19 protein-coding genes are annotated in these 22124 nt (G+C 72.4%); 15 read left to right on the top strand and 4 right to left on the bottom strand.

Annotated elements, in window-relative coordinates; all coding sequences use genetic code 11:
• Positions 1–94 precede the first annotated feature (94 nt).
• A complete protein-coding gene (locus ACIQFZ_RS15325; RefSeq protein WP_402691407.1) occupies positions 95–1129 on the top strand; it encodes an ABC transporter permease in 1035 nt (344 codons plus the stop codon).
• The gene (locus ACIQFZ_RS15330) at positions 1126–1845 is read left to right on the top strand and encodes an ABC transporter ATP-binding protein (RefSeq protein ID WP_402691408.1); all 720 of its coding nucleotides are present in this window, start codon (positions 1126–1128) and stop codon (positions 1843–1845) included. The genes ACIQFZ_RS15325 and ACIQFZ_RS15330 overlap by 4 nt, the downstream gene beginning before the upstream one ends.
• Before the next feature lie 516 nt (positions 1846–2361).
• On the opposite strand, the gene ACIQFZ_RS15335 is transcribed toward ACIQFZ_RS15330, so the two are convergent.
• Positions 2362–3165, bottom strand: coding sequence for an IclR family transcriptional regulator (locus ACIQFZ_RS15335; protein WP_361412191.1), 804 nt, complete (start codon positions 3163–3165; stop codon positions 2362–2364).
• 236 nt (positions 3166–3401) lie between these two features.
• On the opposite strand from ACIQFZ_RS15335, the gene ACIQFZ_RS15340 reads away from it, so the two are divergent.
• From ACIQFZ_RS15340 to ACIQFZ_RS15365, 6 genes are all read left to right on the top strand, one after another.
• Positions 3402–4895, top strand: coding sequence for an NCS1 family nucleobase:cation symporter-1 (locus ACIQFZ_RS15340; RefSeq protein ID WP_376653527.1), 1494 nt, complete (start codon positions 3402–3404; stop codon positions 4893–4895).
• Positions 4896–4949: 54 nt separating this feature from the next.
• A complete protein-coding gene (locus ACIQFZ_RS15345; protein ID WP_361412187.1) occupies positions 4950–5675 on the top strand; it encodes an aspartate/glutamate racemase family protein in 726 nt (241 codons plus the stop codon).
• A 177-nt stretch (positions 5676–5852) separates the two neighbouring features.
• Positions 5853–7199, top strand: a complete 1347-nt coding sequence (gene allB, locus ACIQFZ_RS15350) for an allantoinase AllB (RefSeq protein ID WP_402691409.1) — start codon at positions 5853–5855, stop codon at positions 7197–7199.
• Between the two features lie 5 nt (positions 7200–7204).
• Complete coding sequence (gene alc, locus ACIQFZ_RS15355; RefSeq protein ID WP_402691410.1) at positions 7205–8320, top strand: allantoicase; 1116 nt, start codon at positions 7205–7207, stop codon at positions 8318–8320.
• 62 nt (positions 8321–8382) lie between these two features.
• Positions 8383–8610: a hypothetical protein gene (locus ACIQFZ_RS15360; protein WP_383057742.1), complete on the top strand. Its 228-nt coding sequence runs from the start codon at positions 8383–8385 to the stop codon at positions 8608–8610.
• A gap of 60 nt (positions 8611–8670) precedes the next feature.
• Positions 8671–9066 (top strand): ribonuclease domain-containing protein, encoded by a 396-nt coding sequence (locus ACIQFZ_RS15365; RefSeq protein WP_365776031.1) that lies wholly within the window; start codon positions 8671–8673, stop codon positions 9064–9066.
• Between the two features lie 126 nt (positions 9067–9192).
• Here ACIQFZ_RS15365 and ACIQFZ_RS15370 read toward each other — a convergent pair whose 3' ends face one another.
• The 3 genes from ACIQFZ_RS15370 to ACIQFZ_RS15380 form a co-directional block, all read right to left on the bottom strand.
• On the bottom strand, positions 9193–10173 hold the full coding sequence (locus ACIQFZ_RS15370; RefSeq protein WP_365423367.1) for a hypothetical protein: 981 nt from the start codon (positions 10171–10173) through the stop codon (positions 9193–9195).
• On the bottom strand, positions 10170–11669 hold the full coding sequence (locus ACIQFZ_RS15375; protein WP_402691411.1) for a M48 family metallopeptidase: 1500 nt from the start codon (positions 11667–11669) through the stop codon (positions 10170–10172). Before ACIQFZ_RS15375 ends, ACIQFZ_RS15370 begins: the two co-directional genes overlap by 4 nt.
• Before the next feature lie 240 nt (positions 11670–11909).
• Complete coding sequence (locus ACIQFZ_RS15380; protein ID WP_402691412.1) at positions 11910–12932, bottom strand: Gfo/Idh/MocA family oxidoreductase; 1023 nt, start codon at positions 12930–12932, stop codon at positions 11910–11912.
• 117 nt (positions 12933–13049) lie between these two features.
• Here ACIQFZ_RS15380 and ACIQFZ_RS15385 point away from each other — a divergent pair, with 117 nt between their 5' ends.
• The 7 genes from ACIQFZ_RS15385 (at position 13050) to ACIQFZ_RS15415 (ending at position 21754) form a co-directional block, all read left to right on the top strand.
• On the top strand, positions 13050–13799 hold the full coding sequence (locus ACIQFZ_RS15385; protein ID WP_365423391.1) for a GntR family transcriptional regulator: 750 nt from the start codon (positions 13050–13052) through the stop codon (positions 13797–13799).
• 183 nt (positions 13800–13982) lie between these two features.
• On the top strand, positions 13983–14987 hold the full coding sequence (locus ACIQFZ_RS15390) for a sugar ABC transporter substrate-binding protein (RefSeq protein ID WP_365423376.1): 1005 nt from the start codon (positions 13983–13985) through the stop codon (positions 14985–14987).
• Complete coding sequence (locus tag ACIQFZ_RS15395; RefSeq protein WP_365776027.1) at positions 14984–16045, top strand: ABC transporter permease; 1062 nt, start codon at positions 14984–14986, stop codon at positions 16043–16045. The genes ACIQFZ_RS15390 and ACIQFZ_RS15395 overlap by 4 nt, the downstream gene beginning before the upstream one ends.
• Positions 16042–16833 carry an ATP-binding cassette domain-containing protein gene (locus ACIQFZ_RS15400; RefSeq protein WP_365423382.1) on the top strand — a complete coding sequence of 264 codons (792 nt, stop codon included), beginning with the start codon at positions 16042–16044 and terminating at the stop codon, positions 16831–16833. The genes ACIQFZ_RS15395 and ACIQFZ_RS15400 overlap by 4 nt, the downstream gene beginning before the upstream one ends.
• A 142-nt stretch (positions 16834–16975) precedes the next feature.
• Entirely contained in the window at positions 16976–18124 is a 1149-nt protein-coding gene (locus tag ACIQFZ_RS15405; protein WP_365423385.1) for an ROK family glucokinase, read from the top strand.
• Entirely contained in the window at positions 18121–18702 is a 582-nt protein-coding gene (locus ACIQFZ_RS15410) for a sugar kinase (RefSeq protein WP_365423388.1), read from the top strand. Before ACIQFZ_RS15405 ends, ACIQFZ_RS15410 begins: the two co-directional genes overlap by 4 nt.
• 103 nt (positions 18703–18805) lie before the next feature.
• The gene (locus tag ACIQFZ_RS15415) at positions 18806–21754 is read left to right on the top strand and encodes a DEAD/DEAH box helicase (protein WP_402691413.1); all 2949 of its coding nucleotides are present in this window, start codon (positions 18806–18808) and stop codon (positions 21752–21754) included.
• Positions 21755–22124: the final 370 nt, after the last annotated feature.

Here is a 22124-nt window from a genome sequence, read left to right on the forward strand (position 1 = left end):
CCGAAAGTTCGAAAGTCGGGTGCGTCCTTCGATCCGCGGCAGCCGTGCCCCGGCGCGATGCCCGGCGGGGGCGGTGCCGCGCAGGGTGGAGGACATGTTCGTCGCATGGAGAGACCTGCGGTTCGCCAAGGGGCGGTTCGCCCTGATGGGAGCCGTGGTCACACTGATCACCCTGCTCGTGGGGCTGCTGTCCGGGCTCACCGCCGGGCTCGCCGAGGAGAACGTCTCGGCGGTGAAGGGCCTGCCCGCCGACCACCTCGCCTTCGCCGCGCCGCCCGGCGGCCGGCCGGTGTCGTTCACCGGTTCCTCGCTGCCGCCGGAGGCCGTCCGGCGGTGGGCGGAGCGCGTCCCGTACGCGGAACCGGTCGCGATCCGCACGCTCGACGCCGCCGCCGGGAACCGTACGGCGGCGGTGTCCGTGTTCGCCGTACGCCCGGCGGCCGGCATCGCACCGGACGGCGTGGCGCCCGGGCGGGCCGTGCTCTCCGCCAAGGCGGCGTCCGCACTCGGCGTCGCCACCGGGGACCGGGTCCGTCTCGGCTCCGCCACCTGGACCGTGGCGGCCGTGGCGGGCGGTGCCTCCTACAGCCACACGCCCGTGGTGTGGACGGCGTGGGACGGCGGCCCGGCGACCGTGATCGCGCTGCGCACACGGGGCGCCGACGTCCCGGCCGGGGACCGGACCGCGGACACGAAGACCCTCGCCAAGGACGACGCGCTGACCGCGATCGGCTCCTACCAGGCCGAGAACGGCTCGCTGCAACTGATGCGCGGCTTCCTGTTCGCCATCTCCGCGCTGGTCGTGGGGGCGTTCTTCACGGTGTGGACGATCCAGCGGTCCCCCGACATCGCCGTACTCAAGGCGCTCGGGGCCTCCACCCGCCACCTGTTGCGCGACGCGCTGGGACAGGCCGCGGTGCTGCTCGCCGCCGGGACGCTGCTCGGCACCGGGCTCGCGGCCCTGACCGGCGCCCTGGTACGGGGCGGCGCGATTCCCTTCGTACTCGACCTGCCGACCGTCCTGCTGCCCGCCGCGGTGATGGCCGCCCTGGGTGTGCTGGGCGCCGGTCTCTCCGTCCGGCGGATCACCGCCGTCGACCCGCTGACCGCGCTGGGAGGCGTGCGATGAACCTGCTCCTCGACGACATCACCCTGACCTACCCCGACGGCGACGGCAGGCTCACCGCCCTGGACCGGGTACGCCTGGAGGTGCCCGCGGGCACGGTCACGGCGGTGGTGGGGCCGTCCGGCTCGGGCAAGTCCAGCCTGCTCGCGGTCGCGGCCACGCTGATCACGCCGGACAGCGGACGCGTGTGCGTGGACGGTACGCCGACCGGGGAGCTGAGCGCCGCGGAGCGGGCGGTCCTACGCCGCCGCGCCATCGGGATCGTCTTCCAGCAGCCCAACCTGGTGCCGTCGCTGACGGCGGCGGAGCAGCTCGAGGTGATGGCCCGCCTGGACGGCCGCCGGGCGGCGGCGGGCCGGGTCCGCGAACTCCTGGCCGCCGTGGGCCTCGCCGACCAGGCACACCGGCGCCCGCACCAGCTCTCCGGCGGTCAGCGCCAGCGCGTCAACATCGCCCGTGCGCTGATGAACGACCCCTCCGTCCTCCTGGTCGACGAGCCCACCAGCGCCCTCGACCACGAACGCGGCGCCGCCGTCCTCGACCTGCTGACCGGCCTCAGCCGCGCCCGCGGCACGGCGACCGTCCTCGTCACCCACGACCGCACCCACCTGGGCGCGGCGGACGCGGTACGGGAGATGAGAGACGGACGGCTGACCCCTCCGACCACCGACCGCCTAGGTGATGCGGGACACCGGCCGGGCGAACCAGGAAGGTCCTGAGCCCGACGGCCGGCCGGCGGGGCGGGACCTGGGCTGGTGGAGATGGAGCCGGTTGGCCGGAGTGGGGCGCGAACCGGGTTGGTGGGGGCGGAGCCGGCTGGCCCCTCCGGCCACCGGCCGCCTCGGTGATGAGGGACATCGGCCGGGCGAACGAGGAAGGTCCTTGGCCCGGCGGCCGGCCGGTGGGGCGGGACCTGGGCTGGTGGAGCCGGTTGGCCCGGGTGGGGTGCGAACCGGGTTGGTTGGGGTGGAGCCGGTTGGCCGGGGTGGAGCGAGACCTGGGCAGGTGGGGGCGGAGCCGGTTGGCTGAGGTGGGCCGTGAGTCGATCCCGGCCGGGGCGGGAGTCGGCCGGCCTGGGCAGGAGTCGGTCGGCCGGGGCCCGGCCCCCTCGGGCCGCCCCCGGCCGGCGGCCCGTCACCGTGTGCGCGTCCCGGCCCGTGTGTGCGTCCCGGCCCGCAGGCGGCCGCGACCGCCGGCGGGTGGGATCCGCCGGCCGGCAGTCGGCGGGCGGGGGATCAGGCCGCCGGGCCCGAGCTGGCGAGGGCCTTGGACAGTTCTCGCGCCACCTGCTGGAGCACCGGGACGATCCGTTCCGTCGCCGTGTCCGTGACCCGGCCCGCCGGGCCGGAGATCGAGATCGCCGCGGCGGTGGGGCTGTCGGGGACGGTGACCGCGAGGCAGCGGACACCGATCTCCTGCTCGTTGTCGTCGACCGCGTAGCCGAGCCGGCGAACGTCCTTCAGGGCCGCCAGGAAGCCGTCCGGGGTGGTTATGGTCTTGTCCGTGGCGGCCGGCATGCCGGTGCGGGCCAGCAGCGCGCGCACCTCGTTGTCGGACGTGTGCGCCAACAGGGCCTTGCCGACGCCCGTGGAGTGCGGCAGCACCCTGCGGCCCACCTCGGTGAACATCCGCATGGAGTGCTTGGACGGCACCTGCGCCACGTAGACGATCTCGTCCCCGTCCAGCAGTGCCATGTTCGCGGTCTCGCCCGTCTCCTCCACCAGCCGGGCCAGGTACGGCCGCGCCCATGTGCCGAGCAGCCGCGAGGCGGACTCGCCTAGGCGGATGAGGCGGGGACCGAGCGAGTACCGCCGGTTCGGCTGCTGCCGCACATAGCCGCAGGCGACCAGGGTCCGCATCAGCCGGTGGATGGTGGGCAGCGGCAGACCGCTCGCGGCGGAGAGCTCGCTCAGACCCACCTCGCCCCCGGCGTCCGCCATCCGCTCGAGCAGGTCGAAGGCACGCTCGAGGGACTGGACCCCACCGGTGGCGGCGGGGCCGGCGGAGGCGGAGGACTTGCGCTCGTCTGACGGCGGCACGTCGCATTCCTTTCTGCGGGTGTGGCCGCATGCTACCGGCCTGGTCGGATGCCTACTGAGGTCCGTCACGAGACGTTCCTGCCGATCAGCAAGGGTTTGTCCATATCCTTGTCTGCATTACGGTCGGGCTCTTGACGGTGCTCTCGGTGAAAACTACGTTCTGGCCACCGGAAGTTTACTTCCGTTCTGTGGAAAACACCGAACGTTCCCCCACTTTCCCTCCCGGGAGCCCCGCTATGCCTCCTGCTGTGGATGACCGATCGTCCGTGGATACCGGCAACACAGGCAATACAGCCAGTTCCGGCCTGTACACGTACGATCTCGCCCCCACGAAGAAAGAAGGGCGCCGCTGGGGCGCCTACAACGTCTTCACGCTCTGGGCCAACGATGTGCACAGCCTCGGAAACTACGCCTTCGCGATCGGTCTGTTCGCGCTCGGCCTGAACGTGTGGGGCATCCTGGCCGCCTTCGCGCTCGCCTCCGTCCTGCTGTTCCTGCTGCTCACCCTGTCCGGGTTCATGGGACACAAGACGGGCGTGCCGTTTCCCGTCATGAGCCGCATCGCCTTCGGCATCAAGGGCGCGAAGATACCGGCCGGCGTCCGCGGCGCCGTCGCCATAGCCTGGTTCGGCATCCAGACCTACCTCGCCGCCTCCGTGCTGAGCGCGCTGCTGGTGGCCATGTTCCCCGGCCTGGGCAGCCTCGAGAAGCACTCCGTGCTCGGGCAGAACCTGCTCGGCTGGATCACCTTCATGGCCCTGTGGCTGCTCCAGGTCCTCATCGTGAGCTACGGCATGCAGATGATCCGGCGCTACATGGCCTTCGCCGCGCCCATCACCCTGATCACCATGTCCGCCCTGGCCGCGTGGATGTTCTTCCGGGCGGGCGGATCGATCTCCCTGTCCGACGGCCACCCGCTCTCGGGCGGCGCGATGTGGCTGCACGTCCTGCAGGCCGCCGCGCTGTGGGTGGTGATCTACGGCACCTTCGTGCTGAACTTCTGCGACTTCACCCGGTCGGCCAGGAGCCGCGCCTCGATCGTCCGGGGCAACGTGATCGGCATCCCGGTGAACATGCTCTTCTTCGCCGTCGTCGTGGCGGTCCTCTGCGGAGCGCAGTTCAAGCTCGACGGGCAGATCATCACCAGCCCCACGGACATCGTCCGCACCATCCCGAACATGATCCTGCTGGCCGCGGCCTCGCTCGCCCTCATCGCCCTGACCGTCGCGGTGAACCTGCTGGCCAACTTCGTGGCACCGATCTACGCGCTGGTCAACCTCTTCCCGCAGCGGCTTAACTTCCGCCGTGCCGGCCTGGTGAGCGCGATCGTCGGCCTGGTGATCACGCCGTGGAACCTCTACAACAGCCCGATCGCGGTCGAGTACTTCCTCGGCGGGCTCGGCGCCCTGCTCGGACCGCTGTTCGGCGTGATCATGGCCGACTACTGGCTGCTGCGCAGGGCCCGGGTCAACGTGCCCGACCTCTACACCGAGGACGTGCAGGGCGAGTACCACTACCGCCGCGGCTACAACCCGCGGGCCGTCTGGGCGTTCGTGCCCTCCGCGGCCATCGCCGTCGTCCTCGCCCTGGTGCCCGTCTTCCACGCCGTGGCCGGCTTCTCCTGGTTCGTCGGCGCCATCCTCGGGGCCGTCTTCTACTCGGTCATCGCCGACCGCAACGTCCTGATCCGGGACGTGGACGGCGAGGCCATCGCGGTCGCCGCCGAATAAGCCGCGGATCAGGCGCGAACGAGCCGTCCAGCAGAACCACCCAGAAAGCGAACCATGCGCATCCTCGTCGTGAACGTCAACACCACGCAGTCCATCACCGACTCGATCGGTGAGCAGGCGGCGGGTGCGGCGTCCCCCGGCACCGAGATCGTCCCGCTGACCCCGTCCTTCGGAGCGGAGTCCGTGGAGGGCAACTACGAGAGCTACCTCGCCGCCATCGCCGTGATGGAGGCCGTCCGCGCCTACCCCGAACCCTTCGACGCCGTGATCCAGGCCGGATACGGTGAGCACGGCCGCGAGGGCCTTCAGGAACTGCTCGACGTACCCGTCGTCGACATCACCGAGGCCGCCGCGAGCACCGCCCAGTTCCTCGGCCGCTCCTACTCCGTCGTCACCAGCCTGGACCGCACGGTCCCGCTGATCGAGGAGCGCCTCCACGTCGCCGGGCTCAGCGCCCGGTGCGCCTCCGTGCGCGCCAGCGGGCTCGCCGTGCTCGATCTGGAGCGGGACGAGAAGGCAGCCGTCGCCGCGATCGCCGAACAGGCCGCCCGTGCGGTGGAGGAGGACCGGGCGGAGGTGATCTGCCTCGGCTGCGGGGGCATGTCCGGGCTCACCGAGCGCGTCGCCGAACGGACCGGGGTCCCCGTCGTCGACGGCGTGACCGCCGCCGTGGCGATCGCCGAGTCCCTCGTCCGGCTCGGCCTGTCCACCTCCAAGGTGCGCACATACGCGCCGCCGCGGCCCAAGCGGATGGTCAACTGGCCCCCGAGCGCGCGTTGACGCAGGTCGCGCGAGGCCCGCGCCGGCCGCCGCGACGAGGTCCGCTTCGCCAAGAAGGTCTTGACTCATGAGGTTCGGCCATGAAGACTCCGCCTGTAGGAAACTCATTTCCGCTCTCCGGAATTTCGCGGGTGAGCGACAGTGAATAGAGGAACAGCACCAGAGGAGGGGCGTCCGTTGCCCGACGTACAGCTCGTACTGCGCTCCACACGCGTCGTCACCCCCGAGGGCGTGCGCCCCGCGTCCGTCACCGTCGCCGACGGCCGGATCGTGGCCGTACTGCCGCACGACGCCGAGGTTCCGGCGGGAGCGTGGCTGGAGGACGTCGACGACGACGCTCTGCTGCCCGGCCTCGTCGACACCCACGTCCATGTGAACGACCCCGGGCGCAGCGACTGGGAGGGCTTCTGGACGGCCACCCGGGCGGCGGCCGCCGGAGGCATCACCACCCTCGTCGACATGCCCCTCAACTCGCTGCCGCCGACGACCACCGTCGACAACCTGCGCGTCAAGCAGGAGGTGGCCCGCAGCAAGGCCCACATCGACGTCGGGTTCTGGGGCGGCGCGCTCCCGGACAACGTCAAGGACCTGCGGCCCCTGCACGACGCGGGCGTCTTCGGCTTCAAGTGCTTCCTGTCCCCGTCCGGGGTCGACGAGTTCCCGGAGCTGAACCACGACCAGCTGACCGCCTCCATGGCGGAGATCGCGGGCTTCGGCGGGCTGCTCATCGTGCACGCGGAGGACCCGCACGAACTCGGGCTCGCCCCCCAGTTGAGCGGCCCCAAGTACACCGACTTCCTGCAGACCCGCCCCCAGGTGTCCGAGGACAGCGCCATCGACGGGCTCATCGCCCTGGCCCGCCGGCTCGGCGCGCGGGTCCACATCCTGCACCTGTCCTCCTCCGGCGCGCTGCCGCTGATCGCCGCCGCCAAGCGTGAGGGCGTCCGCCTCAGTGTCGAGACCTGCCCGCACTACCTCACCCTCACCGCCGAGGAAGTGCCCGACGGGGCCAGCGAGTTCAAGTGCTGCCCGCCGATCCGCGAGGCCGCCAACCAGGACCTGCTCTGGGCCGCGCTCGCCGACGGCACCATCGACTGCGTCGTCACCGACCACTCGCCGTCCACCGTGGACCTCAAGACGTCCGACTTCGCCACCGCCTGGGGCGGCATATCCTCGCTCCAGCTGAGCCTTTCGGCCATCTGGACGGAGGCGGCCCGGCGCGGCCACGGCATCGAGGACGTGGTCCGGTGGATGTCCGAACGCACCGCGAACCTCGCCGGTCTCGACCGCAAGGGCGCCATCGCGCCCGGCCGGGACGCCGACTTCGCGGTCCTGGCCACCGACGAGACCTTCACCGTCGACCCCGCCGCGCTCCAGCACCGCAACCGCATCACCGCGTACGCGGGCAAGACCCTGCGCGGTGTCGTGAAATCCACCTGGCTGCGCGGCGAGCGCATCTACGACCCCGCGCTCGACGACCACTTCACCGAACCCACCGGCCGACTTCTGGAAAGGACGAACTGATCACCGTGACGGCGACCCTGAGCTTCACCGGCGACGCGAACCCCTACGGCGGCGGCGACCCCTACGCCGACTTCCGTACGGCCGACTTCCCCTTCACCAGGCACGCCAACCTGGCCGACCGCCGGCTCGGCGCGGGTGTCGTCGCCGCCAACGACGAGTTCTTCGCCCAGCGCGAGAACCTGCTGGTGCCCGAGCGGGCCGAGTTCGACCCCGAGGACTTCGGGCACAAGGGCAAGGTCATGGACGGCTGGGAGACCCGCCGCCGGCGCGGCGTCTCGGCCGAGCACCCCTGGCCCACCGAGGACGACCACGACTGGGCGCTGATCCGACTCGGCGCGCCCGGCGTCGTCCGCGGCATCGTCGTGGACACCGCCCACTTCCGCGGCAACTACCCGCAGGCCGTCTCCGTCGAGGGCACCTCGGTCGACGGCGCCCGCACGCCCGAGGAACTCCTCGCCGACGACGTCAAGTGGACGACCCTCGTCCCGCGCACCGCGGTCGGCGGCCACGCGGACAACGGCTTCGAGGTGAACGCCGAGCAGCGCTTCACGCACCTGCGTCTCAAGCAGCACCCCGACGGCGGCATCGCGCGCCTGCGGGTGTACGGCGAGGTCGTGCCCGACCCGGCGTGGCTGGCCGCGCTCGGCACCTTCGACGTGGTGGCGCTGGAGAACGGCGGCAGCGTCGTGGACGCCTCCAACCTCTTCTACTCGCCGGCCACCAACACCATCCAGCCGGGCCGTTCCCGCAAGATGGACGACGGCTGGGAGACCCGCCGCCGCCGCGACCAGGGCAACGACTGGATCAGCTACCGCCTCGCCGGGCACACCGAGATCCGCGCCCTGGAGATCGACACCGCCTACCTCAAGGGCAACAGCGCCGGCTGGGCGTCGGTCTCCGTCAAGGACGGGGAGGACGGCGAGTGGACGGAGATCCTGCCGCGCACCCGTCTCCAGCCCGACACCAACCACCGCTTCGTGCTGCCCGCGGCGGCCGTCGGCACGCACGCGCGCGTGGACATCTTCCCGGACGGAGGCATCTCCCGGCTCCGCCTGTTCGGCGCGCTGACCGAGCAGGGCGCGACCGCCCTGGCGGCCCGCCACCAGGAACTGGGCGGCTGACCCGTCCGTACCCGCGGGGCGGCCGGCCGCACGGACCGGCACGCCCCGCCCACCGGGTGCCGATGAGTTTCGGCGGGTTCACGCAGGGCGGCTGGAGCGTTCCGTACGGCGACGAGGGCTTCGGCCGGCTCATGGCCGAGGTCTTCGACCGCGCCGGCGCCTCCCTCCTCGGCCGCCGCACCTACGACACCTTCGCCGCCTACTGGCCGGACGCGACCGACCCCGCCGTCCGGGCCGCCCCCGGTACGACTCCCACCTGGATTAACTCCCCGCGAATTCATCGAACTTGACGGTAAATTCCCCGGACTTGTCATTGACATGCCAGTGTCTACGCGCGTCATGATGAGCGCATGAGATTCCCCCCACGCACCACCCGCATCGGCGCCGCGGGCGCCCTCCTGTCCGCCCTCCTGGTCGGTGGCACCGTCGCCGCCGCCCCGGCCGACGCCGCCGCGACCGCGGTCGGCAGCATCTGCTACAGCGCCCTGCCCTCCCAGGCGTACGACACGCTCCGCCTGATCGACAAGGGCGGTCCCTTCCCGTACTCCCAGGACGGCGCCGTCTTCCAGAACCGCGAGGGAGTCCTGCCCAAGCAGTCGACCGGGTACTACCACGAGTACACGGTCGTCACCCCGGGCTCCCCCGACCGCGGCGCCCGGCGCATAGTCACCGGCCAGAAGACCCGGGAGGACTACTACACCGCGGACCACTACGTCACGTTCAAGCTCGTCAACTTCGGCTGCTGAACGACGAGTCCACCGCACGTCCCTCGCCCCGCGGACCCTCCACGCACAGCGGCCGCGGGGCGAGCCGCTGCCCGGCCCGACCTCGGACGGGGCGGGGCCGCGGGTGCCGCTTCGGTACGGCGCGGGTCAGGGCCGCGGAGCGCTCTGCGCCCACAGTGCGACGGGCAGGGCGGCCCCGCACAGCGCCATGCCCACGGCCGCCACCGCGGTTCCGCCGATGAAGAGCGCCCCCGCCAGGGCGCCGACGACGAGTCCGACGGCGGCCGCCTGGGCGCCAGGCCACCACCAGGGCCTCGCGGAGCGCGCCGCGGCGTCGACCGGGGTGAAGGAGTCCTCCAGGGTCGCACGGACCGCCGTGTACTCGTCGAGGAACACGCGGCGCGGTGCACGGTGCCGTAGGCGACCCAGGGGCACCAGGCGGGTGCCGTCCGGCAGTTGGGCCACCACGGCGCCGCGCGAGCCCGCCCGGTGATGGGCGCTCACCTCGACCGGGCCGCGCAACTCGTCGAGGGCGGTATGCCACATGATCCGCTGCCAGGCGACCGGCCGGTCACTCACGCCTGCCTCGGTGAGCGCGAGCCACAGGGTCTCCGACAGCGCCTGCGAGGAGACGGGCCGGACACCGCAGTGCACCGTCGCCGTCATCGGACGGCCCGGCCGCCGCGCCGCCCGCCGGAACCGCACGCCACGCCAGGCCCACACCGAGCACAGCGCGGCCGCCGTGACCCCGGCCAGCAGGATGGGGACGAGCAGGTCGTCCTCGTCGGACGTCTCCTCCGGATCGCCGGGGAATCCCCGCGGGTCCGTCTCGTCCGGGTCGTAGACGACGGGGAAGTGACGGCCCTTGGCGTAGCGGCCGGTGTCGTAGACGCCGAAGCGCTGCACGTGTTCACGGCCCGAGCGGTCCTTCCAGCGCACCCGGATGTCCTCGCCCTCCCCGAGGCCGTCCTCGACGATCACGCCGTTGGTGCGGGCCGTGGCGCGCTCGCGGGCCTGGTCGTAGGCGTATGCGTGGAAACCCAGCCAGCCGGCGAGCAGCGCGAAGCCGGTCAGGGTGGCCGTCACACCCAGCAGGGCGACGCGCAGGGCGGGGCCGGGGCGTCTCATGCTCTCTCCGCCTTCTCGGTCCCGGTCTTCTCCAGCAGGGCGCGGACGGGCGCCGGGTCACCGCCGTCCACGGCCGTGACGAGCACCTCGTACAGGTCGACGACCGTGCCGTCCGGCGCCCTGAGCACGGTGTTCATCCAGCGGCCGGCGTAGGACCAGCCGGCCTCCAGCAGCAACGGCGCCAGGGCCGCTCCCATGGCAGCGGCCAGCACCTGACCGCCGACCGCCCTGCGCGCGGCGGCCGGCAGCCACCGCAGTTGAGGGTCGATCCGGCGGGCCAGGCGGTACCAGTCGGCGTCGGCGACGGCGTCCAGTGCGACGTGCAGCGCCCCGGTGGGGGAGGGCTGCTCGGTCGCGGCCGCCAGCGCCGCCGCGCCGGGGCCGCCGTCGGCGGGGAGGCGGAACCTGTCGGGGTCGAGTTCGAGGAGGCGCACCGGCTTCAGATCCTCCGGCCGGAGGGCGCTGCCCCGGACACCGCCGCCCTCTTGGAGGGTCGCACCGGGTCCGTCCGCGCAGGCCAGACGCTGGACGCACCACTCGGCGACCGCCTCGGCGTCCCGCAGCCCGAGCGGAGCCGAGCCGTACGCCGCATAGGCGCCGGTGTGCGGCAGCGCGGCCGTCCGCACGGCCGACGGCGGCTGGGCGGCCATCGCGTAGACGTCCAGGGCCCGGTCCTCGGCGTCCTCGCGGACGGCCCGGTGCAGCACCGTCGGATCCTGGAGGGCGAGGTCGAACGCCTCGTAGAGGTCCACCGGATACGTGCCGTCCTCGAGCAGGTCCTCCACCCAGTCCTGCGTGATCCCGTCGAAAGCCGCCTCGATCACGGCGACCCGCTCCACGGCCTCGCGCACCGCCGTACCGCCGACGATCCGTGCGGTCTCGGCGTCGGCCGCCAACTCCGCCTGCCAGGACCAGGGTTGAGTCGCGCGCAGCAGGGGAGCGGCCAACGGGGCCAGCGGTCGCAGGCGCCCGTCCAGCCGTTCGGCGAGCGCACCGCGTGCCGCCAGCAGAGCACGTGTGCGACGGTCGTCGAAGTGCCGCCGGTGGGCCAGCTCGTGCGCGATCACCGCGGCAAGCTGCTCGGCAGAGAGCGCCCGGACCAGCGGCAGTCCGAGCAGCAGCGCATAGCCGTGTCCGCCCGCCGCCCTCACGCGGCACGTGAGCACCGCCGGCTCCGGGAGGATCCGCACCAGCAGCGGACCGTCGAAGCCGGTCCGCTCGGCCAAGTCACGTACCAGCGCCGCCAGTTCCGGCTGGTCGTCCGGCCGTACCGCCCGGCCAGGCAGGACGTCGGGGGTGATGACCTCGCGCAGGGCCGGAAGCAACCACAGCACCGGAAGCACGGCCATCTGCCAGACCCCCCAGGCCACCCCCACGGCCGCGACCAGGAGAGTGGGGGCGAGCAGAGGCAGCCAGGCGACGGCGGACATGGCCGCGGTGAACAGCCACACACGGGCCGCCGAGACCTGCGGCCCTCCGGGTATGCGACCGTCCATCACACTCCTGTCGCCCGTGAGGTGTCGGCGGATTCTGTCATAGCCAGGTCAAGTATGTGGACACCGGGTGGAGAAGGGGTGGGCGATGGGCGGACGGGCGCGCCGGGCTCCCCTCACGGGTACCGAGGCCGAGGCCGAGACCGTGGACCGCTACCGGAAGATGCGCCGCAGGGGTCGGCCGACGGCCAGGCGTCCGGGAGGCCAGGTGTCCGGACGCGGCTCACCGTGGTTGCGGGTCCGTCACCGGTAGACCGCCCGGTCGCCGCCCGGGATCTCCGCCAGGCTCACTGGGCGGTGTTCGCGGCGGGAGACCTCGCAGGCCTCGGCGATGCGCAGGGCCTGGAGGGCCTCGCGGCCGTCGCACGGGTTGGGGCGCTCACCGTGCAGCACCTGCACGAACGCGGCCAGTTCGGCTTCGTAGGCGGGGCCGAAGCGTTCCAGGAAGTCGGGCCAGGGCTTGTCCGCGGCCGGTGGGCCGGTCGGCTCGGTGGACGCGATCGGCGTGCGGTCGTCGAGGCCGACCACGATCTGGTCCCGCTCCCCGGCCAGTTCCATGCGGACGTCGTAGCCCGCGCCGTTGAGGCGGGTCGCGGTGGCGGTGGCGAGCGTGCCGTCGTCGAGGGTGAGCAGCGCCGCGCCGGTGTCGACGTCGCCCGCCTCGCGGAACATCGCGGGGCCGGCGTCGGATCCGGCCGCGTACACGCTGAGGACCTCGCGGCCCGTCACCCAGCGCAGCACGTCGAAGTCGTGGATCAGGGTGTCCTTGAAAAGCCCGCCGGAGAGCGGAAGCCACCGGGGCGACGGCGGTGCCTGGTCGGAGGTGAGCGCGCGGACCGTGTGCAGACGGCCGAGGCGCCCGGAGCGCACCGCCTCGCGCGCGCCGGCGTAGCCCGTGTCGAAGCGGCGCTGGAAGCCCATCTGGAGCACCGTGCCGGCGGCTTCGACCTCGGCGAGCGCCTGTAACGTGCCCGGCAGGTCCAGGGCGATCGGTTTCTCGCAGAACACCGGGAGCCCCGACCGCGCCGCCCGGCCGATCAGTTCGGCGTGGGCCGAGGTCGCCGTGGTGATCACGACCGCGTCCACGCCCCAGGTGAAGATCTCGTCCACCCCCGGTGCCGCTGTCTCACCCAGCCGGAAGGCGAGGGCCTGTGCCCGCGCCGGATCGGCGTCCGTGAGGATCAATGAGCCGACCTCGCGGTGGCGGCTGAGTGTGTTCGCGTGGATGGTGCCTATGCGGCCCGTACCGATGACCCCGATGCGCATGGGAACAAAGTGAGGGCGGACCCCGGACCCTGTCAATCCGCATGTCCGGACAACCGAACTTCACGACTTCCCGTCAACCGGCCGCGGAGCTACGCTCGGGCCGTGCCGAAACCAGAAGTGGACCCCACCGTCTCACTCGAACTCCATGTGGACCGGAGTTCCCCGGTACCGCTGTACTTCCAGTTGTCCCAGCAGCTCGAGGCCGCGATCGAACACGGCAGCCTCACCCCCGGCAGCCTGCTGGGCAACGAGATCGAGCTCGCCGCGCGGCTCGGCCTGTCCCGGCCCACCGTCCGCCAGGCCATCCAGTCGCTGGTCGACAAGGGCCTCCTGGTGCGCCGCCGCGGTGTCGGCACGCAGGTCGTGCACAGCCGGGTCAAGCGCCCGCTGGAGCTGAGCAGCCTCTACGACGACCTGGAGGCGGCCGGTCAGCGTCCGGCGACGAAGGTCCTGGTCAACACGGTGGTCCCGGCCTCCGCCGAGGTGGCCGCCGCCCTCGGGGTGGCCGAGGGCGAGGAGGTCCACCGCATCGAACGGCTGCGCCTGGCCCATGGCGAGCCGATGGCGTATCTGACCAACTACCTGCCGCCCGGACTGCTCGACCTGGACACCGGTCAGCTGGAGGCCACCGGCCTGTACCGGCTGATGCGCGCCGCCGGGATCACCCTGCACAGCGCCCGTCAGTCCATCGGCGCCCGTGCCGCCTCCTCCACCGAGGCCGAGCGGCTCACCGAGCCCGAGGGCGCCCCCCTGCTGACCATGCAGCGCACCACCTTCGACGACACCGGCCGCGCGGTGGAGTACGGCACGCACACCTACCGGCCCTCCCGGTACTCCTTCGAGTTCCAGCTCCTCGTACGTCCCTGACCGCGTCTGCGGTCGCCTGGTGTGCTCCAGGCACCCTCTTCATGTCCGGACAATGTGACCGGTCACCCACTCCCCGCCCGCGGAATCAGTGGTTCCGGTGTCCGATAATGGAACGTTCGGGGCTGGTGGGATCGTCATCGGCCCCTTGCGTACGTTCGGGCACAGCAAGAAGGGCACGGCCTCGTGGCACGGTTTCCAACCTGGGTAGTCATCACGCTGGCAGGGGCACTGTCCCTGTCGCTGGCGGGGTGCAGCAGCACCGGCGGCAAGCGGGCGGAGGATGCCCGCAAGGCCGCGGCGGCCCAGGGCAGGGCCGCGGTCAACACCCCCCGCTGGACCTTCGCGATGATCACGCACTCCGGGGACGGTGACACGTTCTGGGACATCGTGCAGAGCGGCGCCAAGCAGGCCGCGGTCAAGGACAACATCAACTTCCTGTACTCGCACGACGCCGAGGCCCAGCAGCAGGCCCAGCTCGTGGACGCGGCGGTGGACAAGAAGGTCGACGGCATCATCGTCACCCTTGCCAAACCCGACGCGCTCAAGGCCGCCGTTGCTCGCGCCGAGCGGGCCGGCATCCCGGTGATCACGGTCAACTCCGGATCGGCGCAGTCCAAGGCGTACGGCGCCCTCACGCACGTCGGCCAGGACGAGACAGTCGCCGGTGAGGCCGTCGGGCAGGAGCTGACCGAGCGCGGAAGGAAGAAGGTGCTCTGCGTCCTGCACGAGCAGGGCAACGTCGGGCACGAGCAGCGCTGCGCCGGGGTGGCGAAGACCTTCTCCGGCACGGTCGAGAACCTCTACGTCAACGGCACCAACATGCCGGACACGCAAGCCGCGATCGGTGCCAGGCTCCAGGCGGACAGGTCCGTCGACGCGGTCGTCACGCTCGGCGCCCCGTACGCGGACACCGCCGTCAAGGCGAAGGCCGACGCCGGCAGCAGGGCCGAGGTCGACACCTTCGACCTGAACGCCAAGGTCGCCGCCGAGCTCAAGGACGGCACGCTCGGCTTCGCCGTCGACCAGCAGCCGTACCTCCAGGGCTACCAGGCCGTCGACCTGCTCTGGCTCTACAAGTACAACGGCGACGTCCTCGGCGGCGGCCGGCCGGTACTCACCGGCCCGCAGATCGTCACCAAGGATCAGGCGGCCACGCTGGAGGAGTACACGCAGCGGGGCACCCGATGAGCGGGACGACCACGGACCGGCCGGCCGTCCCCGAGAGCTCCGCTGCTGAAACGTTTCCGCAGACCTCGGCGCTGCGCAGGCTGCTCACCCGTCCCGAGCTCGGCTCGGTCGTCGGCGCGATCGCCGTCTTCGTCTTCTTCGCCTGCGCCGCGGACGGCTTCCTGCGCGCCGCCAGCCTCAGCACCGTCCTGTACGCGTCCTCGACCATCGGCATCATGGCGGTTCCGGTCGCGCTGCTGATGATCGGCGGCGAGTTCGACCTGTCGGCGGGCGTGATGGTGACGTCCTCCGCGCTGGTCTCCTCGATGTTCAGCTACCAGATGACCGCGAACGTCTGGGTCGGGGTCGGCGTATCCCTGCTGGTCACTCTGGCGATCGGTGCCTTCAACGGCTTCATGCTGACCCGCACCGGGCTGCCCAGCTTCATCGTCACCCTGGGCACCTTCCTGATGCTGACCGGGATGAACCTCGGCTTCACCAAGCTGATCGACGGCACCGTCTCCACCAAGACGATCGGCGACATGGAGGGCTTCTCCAGCGCCCACGCGGTGTTCGCCTCGACGCTCACCATCGGCGGCGTCGACATCAAGGTCACCATCCTGTGGTGGCTCGGCCTGGTCGCCCTCGCCTCCTGGGTCCTGCTGCGCACCCGCACCGGCAACTGGATCTTCGCGGTCGGCGGCAACAAGGACGCGGCCCGCGCGGTCGGCGTACCGGTCACCGGAACCAAGACCGGCCTCTACATGGGCGTGGGCCTCGGCGCCTGGATCTGCGGGCAGCACCTGCTCTTCTCCTTCGACGCGGTGCAGTCCGGCGAGGGCGTCGGCAACGAGCTGATCTACATCATCGCCGCCGTCATCGGCGGCTGCCTGATCACCGGCGGCTACGGCAGCGCCATCGGCTCGGCGGTCGGAGCCCTTCTGTTCGGCATGACCAGCAAGGGCATCGTCTTCGCCGAGTGGAACCCCGACTGGTTCAAGTTCTTCCTCGGAGCGATGCTGCTCCTCGCGACCCTGCTCAACACCTGGGTCCGCAGGCGGGCGGAGGCCACCAAGTGACGCAGACCGAAGCACGCACGGCACTCGTGGAGCTGTCCGGCGTCAGCAAGCACTACGGCGGTGTCCGCGCCCTGGAGGACGTCGGCCTGGAGGTCCACGCCGGGGAGATCACCTGCGTCCTGGGCGACAACGGCGCCGGCAAGTCGACCCTGATCAAGATCATCGCGGGACTGCACCAGCACGACGGCGGTGTCCTGCGCGTCGAGGGCGAGGAGACCCGGCTCACCTCACCGCGCGACGCCCTGGACCGGGGCATCGCCACGGTGTACCAGGACCTGGCCGTCGTGGGCCTCATGCCGGTCTGGCGGAACTTCTTCCTCGGCTCCGAGCCCCGCAAGGGGACCGGCCCCTTCAAGCGCCTGGACGTCGACCTGATGCGCAGGACGACGCGGGCCGAACTGCTGCGGATGGGAATCGACCTGCGCGACGTCGACCAGCCCATCGGCACCCTGTCGGGCGGCGAGCGCCAGTGCGTCGCCATCGCGCGCGCGGTGTACCTCGGCGCGAAGGTGCTCGTCCTGGACGAGCCGACCGCGGCGCTCGGTGTGAAGCAGTCGGGCGTGGTGCTGAGGTATGTGGCGGCGGCCCGCGACCAGGGTCTGGGTGTTGTGCTGATCACCCACAACCCGCATCACGCGTACCTTGTAGGTGACCGATTCGTCCTGCTGAGGCGGGGCACCATGGTCGGCCACCACACTCGGGACGAGATCACCCTGGACGAGCTGACCCGGCAGATGGCGGGCGGCAGCGACCTGGACGATCTACGCCATGAGCTGCAAGGGACCTGAGGGCCCGCGGGGTTGTGGCATCATGCCGCTCCGCAGCGCGGACGCGACGACCCCCACGCGTCCGTATCCCGTACAAACCGGGCACCGGCTTCTCGGTGCCCCGTACGGGACCCTTACCCATCGTGCGGCAGAATCGGGCCCGATGAGCACCTACCGCGACCTCACCGCCCCCATCGGCTCCCGCCGCGCTCCCGTACTGCGCACGGTCGGTACCCGGGAGCGGCGCTCCCACCTGACCGCACCCCGCGTCCCCACGGTGGGCATCGACATCGGCGGCACCAAGGTGATGGCGGGCGTCGTCGACGCCGACGGCAACATCCTGGAGCGGCTCCGCACGGAGACCCCGGACAAGTCCAAGAGCCCGCGGGTCGTCGAGGACACCATCGTCGAACTGGTCCTGGACCTGTCCGATCGGCACGACGTGCACGCGGTCGGCATCGGCGCGGCCGGCTGGGTCGACGCCGACCGCAACCGCGTGCTGTTCGCCCCCCACCTGTCCTGGCGCAACGAACCCCTGCGCGACCGGCTCTCCGAACGCCTGTCCGTGCCGGTCCTGGTCGACAACGACGCCAACGCCGCCGCCTGGGCCGAGTGGCGCTTCGGCGCGGGCCGCGACGAGGACCACCTCGTCATGATCACGCTGGGCACCGGTATCGGCGGCGCGATCCTGGAGAACGGCCAGGTCAAGCGGGGAAAATTCGGTGTCGCAGGCGAGTTCGGGCACATGCAGGTCGTGCCGGGCGGCCACCGCTGCCCGTGCGGCAACCGCGGCTGCTGGGAGCAGTACAGCTCGGGCAACGCCCTGGTGCGGGAGGCGCGTGAGCTGGCCGCGGCCGACTCCCCGGTCGCCTACGGGATCATCGAGCACGTCAAAGGGAACATCGCCGACATCACCGGGCCGATGATCACCGAGCTGGCCCGCGAGGGCGACGCCATGTGCATCGAACTGCTCGAGGACATCGGCCAGTGGCTCGGCGTCGGCATCGCCAACCTGGCCGCCGCCCTCGACCCGTCCTGCTTCGTCATCGGCGGCGGGGTCTCCGCGGCCGACGACCTGCTGATCGGCCCCGCGCGGGACGCGTTCAAACGGCACCTCACCGGCCGCGGCTACCGCCCCGAGGCCCGTATCACCCGCGCCCAGCTCGGCCCCGAGGCCGGCATGGTCGGCGCCGCCGACCTCGCCCGGCTGGTCGCCCGCCGCTTCCGGCGCGCCAAGCGACGCCGGGTCGAGCGGTACGAGCGCTACGAGCGGTACGCGCAGGCGCGGCGCGCGGCCCGGGAGGCGCTATGACGATGTCGTTGCCACGCCAGGCGGCGCCCCCGGACGGGCGGCCGCCGCGTGTCGAGGACCGCCGGCACCGCAACCGCCGCAGGACTTTCACCCTGCTGATCATCGGGCTGCTCATCGGCGTTCCCGCCGGCTACCTGGTGATCTCCGCCAACCAGAGCCGCGACAGCGGCAAGGACAAGGAGGCCCGGTACGCGGTGAAGGGCCTCGCGCCCGGCTACCCGTCCAAGGTCCAGCGCCGCCTCTACCAGGTGCCGATCCCGCACCCGGCCGACATGGTCTCCTACTACGAGACGAACAACTGGAAGACCAGCCGTCTCTACGTCCAGTTCCGGACCACCGAACCGGGTCTCACCTCCTTCCTGGAGGCCATGGGAGTCAACCGGAGCGACCTGAAGGAGGGCGCCGTCACCGTCGGCGCCCGGGACAAGAAGACCACCGGCTGGACCTTCACCAGCCCCGGCCCCTGGTCGGGCCTCACCCACGGCCAGAAGAACCCCGCCCCCACGCAGGACGTGGTCGTGAACCTGTCCAACCCGGTCCTGCCGATGGTCTACGTCGTCTCCCGCACCGTCCCCTGATGCCGGCCGTGGCCCGGTCCAGGCCGCCGGAGCCGATTGTCAGACCCCGCCCGTACAGTCGAAGACGACTGGGCCGGACGGCGAGCGGGAGGTGACAGAACGTATGAGCGACATGGTGGTCGGAGCGACGGACAGCGCGACGCACACGGTGTCCGTGTCCCCCCGCCTCGCCGCCGTCTTCCTCCCCGCCCCCCTTCCACGCGACAGCCGCATCGCCTTCTGGGACCCGAACGGCGACGTATGGACGGGGAGCGGCCCCACCGACGGCAACGGTCGAACGGCCGACGCTCGCTCGGAGCGCGCCGGACAGGGAGCGGCGAGCACGTCCGGGCCGCACCCGGACGGCGGTGGGCCGGTGCCCACGGAGCTCACCGTCGTGCGGCGGCACGGGGCGGGGGCCCGGCGCAGGAGCGCGTCCGCGCTGTCGCTGCCGATCGAGGACGCGCTGCCGCACCTCGTACGGGCACGGCACGATCCGGCGGCCCATCCCGCCACGGCCTGCTGGGGCGCCGCCGCCCTGCACGCGCTGCGGCTCGTCGCCCGTGGACGGCTGCTGCCCGGCCTGACCGCCACCGGGCACGACGCCTGGCGCGCGGGCCCCCTCGACCCGGACGACATCGCCCACCTGCGCGCGATCGCCGCCGCCCTGCCCTACGAGGGCCACGCGGTCCCGCTGCCCGGTTCGGGCCCGCTCCGCCTGCCCGAACCGGAGGCGCTGCTGCGCACCTTCCTCGACGCGGTCGCCGACACTCTGCCCCGCACACCGGCCGCACCCCACACCTCCGGGAAGCCCTTCGCCGCCCGCGGGCCGCAGCACCTGCCGCACGCCCACGACTGGGCGGCCGAGGTCGCCGCCGGCATGGACGCGGGCGTGCGCGTCTCACTCCGCCTGGACCTGTCCGCGCACGACCTGTTCGACGGTGACGGCGCCAACGGCGACGGGGCGGCCCGCAGTGCGGGCGCGGCGATCGTCCAGGTGCACAGCCTCGCCGACCCCACCCTCGTCGCCGACGCGGCGGCCCTGTGGGCGGGCGAGGCGGACACGGCCTTCGGCCCACGCGCACGCGTGGACGCCGCCCTGGCCGTCCGGCGCGCGGCCCGCGTCTGGCCCCCGCTGGACCGGCTCTCCGAGCAGGAGGTGCCCGACGTCCTCGCCCTCTCCGAGGGCGAGGTGAGCGAGCTGCTCGGCGTGGCCGCGACCCGGCTCGCCTCGGCAGGCGTCGCCGTGCACTGGCCGCGCGACCTGGCCCAGGACCTCACGGCGACCGCAGTGGTGCGCCCCGCGCCGGGCTCCGCCAAGGACGGCACCGGCTTCTTCGAGGGCGAGGAACTGCTGCGGTTCCGCTGGCAGTTGGCGCTCGGCGGCGATCCGCTCAGCGACGCCGAGATGGACGCGCTCGCCGAGGCCCACCGCCCGGTGGTGCGGCTGCGGGACCGCTGGGTGCTCGTCGACCCGGCCCTCGTCCGCAAGGCCCGCAAGCGCGACCTCGGCCTGCTCGACCCGGTCGACGCGCTCTCCGTCGCCCTCACCGGCACCGCGGAGGTCGACGGCGAGACGGTCGAGGCGGTGCCCGTCGGCGCGCTGGCGACCCTGCGGGACCGGCTCACGGCAGGCGTTCGGCCCGCCGAACCGCCGCCGGGCCTCGACGCCACCCTGCGCGACTACCAACTGCGCGGTCTGGGCTGGCTCGACCTCATGACCTCCCTCGGCCTCGGCGGCTGCCTCGCCGACGACATGGGCCTCGGCAAGACGGTCACCGTCATCGCCCTGCACCTGAAGCGGGCGCGCGACGAGCCCACCCTGGTGGTCTGCCCGGCCTCCCTGCTGGGCAACTGGCAGCGGGAGATCACCCGGTTCGCCCCCGGCGTCCCCGTCCGCCGCTTCCACGGCCAGGACCGCACCCTGGACGGCCTCGACGGCGGCTTCGTGCTCACCACGTACGGCACGATGCGGTCCATGGCAGCCCTGCTGGCCGAGCAGCCCTGGGGCATGGTCGTCGCCGACGAGGCCCAGCACGTCAAGAACCCGTACTCGGCGACCGCGAAGGCGCTGCGGACGATCCCGTCCCCCGCGCGCGTGGCCCTCACCGGCACCCCCGTGGAGAACAACCTCTCCGAACTGTGGGCCCTGCTCGACTGGACCACCCCCGGGCTCCTCGGCCCGCTGAAGTCCTTCCGCGCCCGGCACGCCCGTGCGGTGGAGACCGGCGAGGACGAGGAGGCCGTGCAGCGCCTGGGCCGCCTGGTGCGCCCCTTCCTGCTGCGCCGCAGGAAGTCCGACCCCGGTATCGTCCCCGAGCTGCCGCCCAAGACCGAGACGGACCACCCCGTCCCGCTCACCCGCGAACAGGCCGCGCTGTACGAGGCCGTGGTGCGCGAGTCGATGCTCGCCATCGAGACCGCCGAGGGCATGGCCCGGCGCGGGCTGGTCCTGAAACTGCTGACCTCGCTGAAGCAGATCTGCGACCACCCGGCGCTCTACCTGAAGGAGGAGCACGCCCGCGGCGGAGACAGGCCGGCGGCGCGCTCCGGGAAGCTGGCGCTTCTGGACGAGTTGCTGGACACCCTGCTCGCCGAGGACGGCTCGGCGCTGGTCTTCACCCAGTACGTCGGCATGGCCCGCCTGATCACCTCCCACCTCACCACCCGCGCGGTCCCGGTGGACCTGCTGCACGGCGGTACGCCGGTCCCGGAGCGCGAGCGCATGGTGGACCGCTTCCAGAGCGGCGCGACCCCGGTCCTCGTCCTGTCCCTGAAGGCGGCGGGCACAGGCCTGAACCTCACGCGCGCGGGCCACGTCGTCCACTTCGACCGCTGGTGGAACCCGGCGGTCGAGGAGCAGGCCACCGACCGCGCCTACCGCATCGGCCAGACCCAGCCGGTCCAGGTGCACCGCCTGATCACCGAGGGCACCGTGGAGGACCGTATCGCCGAGATGCTCGCCGCCAAGCGCGCCCTGGCCGACGCGATCCTCGGCGCGGGCGAGTCGGCGCTCACGGAGCTGACCGACCGCGAGCTGTCCGACCTGGTCTCGCTGCGGAGGGAGGCCTGATGGACGAGCGCCCCGCCGACGCGGCACGCCGGGCCCTGCGCGCCGCGCGGGAACAGCAGACCCGGACCCCCGAAGGACCCGCGGACCACCGCAAGCCCGTTCCGGGCGACCCGGCCGGTGCAGGGAGCCGTCCCGGTGACGCCGCACGGGACGCCTTGCGACGCGCGGTGAACGCCCGACGCGGCGACGACACCGCGGACGACCCGGACGAGCCGGCCCCCCGACCGGAGACGCCCCCGGCGGACGGCGCCGCACCACGGCGGCCCGCGGGGGCAAGCCCCTCGGAGGCCGCAGCGGACGAGCCGGCGACACCCTCCGGCGCCTCGACGGACGGCGCCGCACCACGGTGGCCCGCTGGGGCCCGCCTCTC

It is taken from the genome of Streptomyces sp. NPDC093064, assembly GCF_044754605.1.
Classification (GTDB): Bacteria; Actinomycetota; Actinomycetes; order Streptomycetales; family Streptomycetaceae; genus Streptomyces.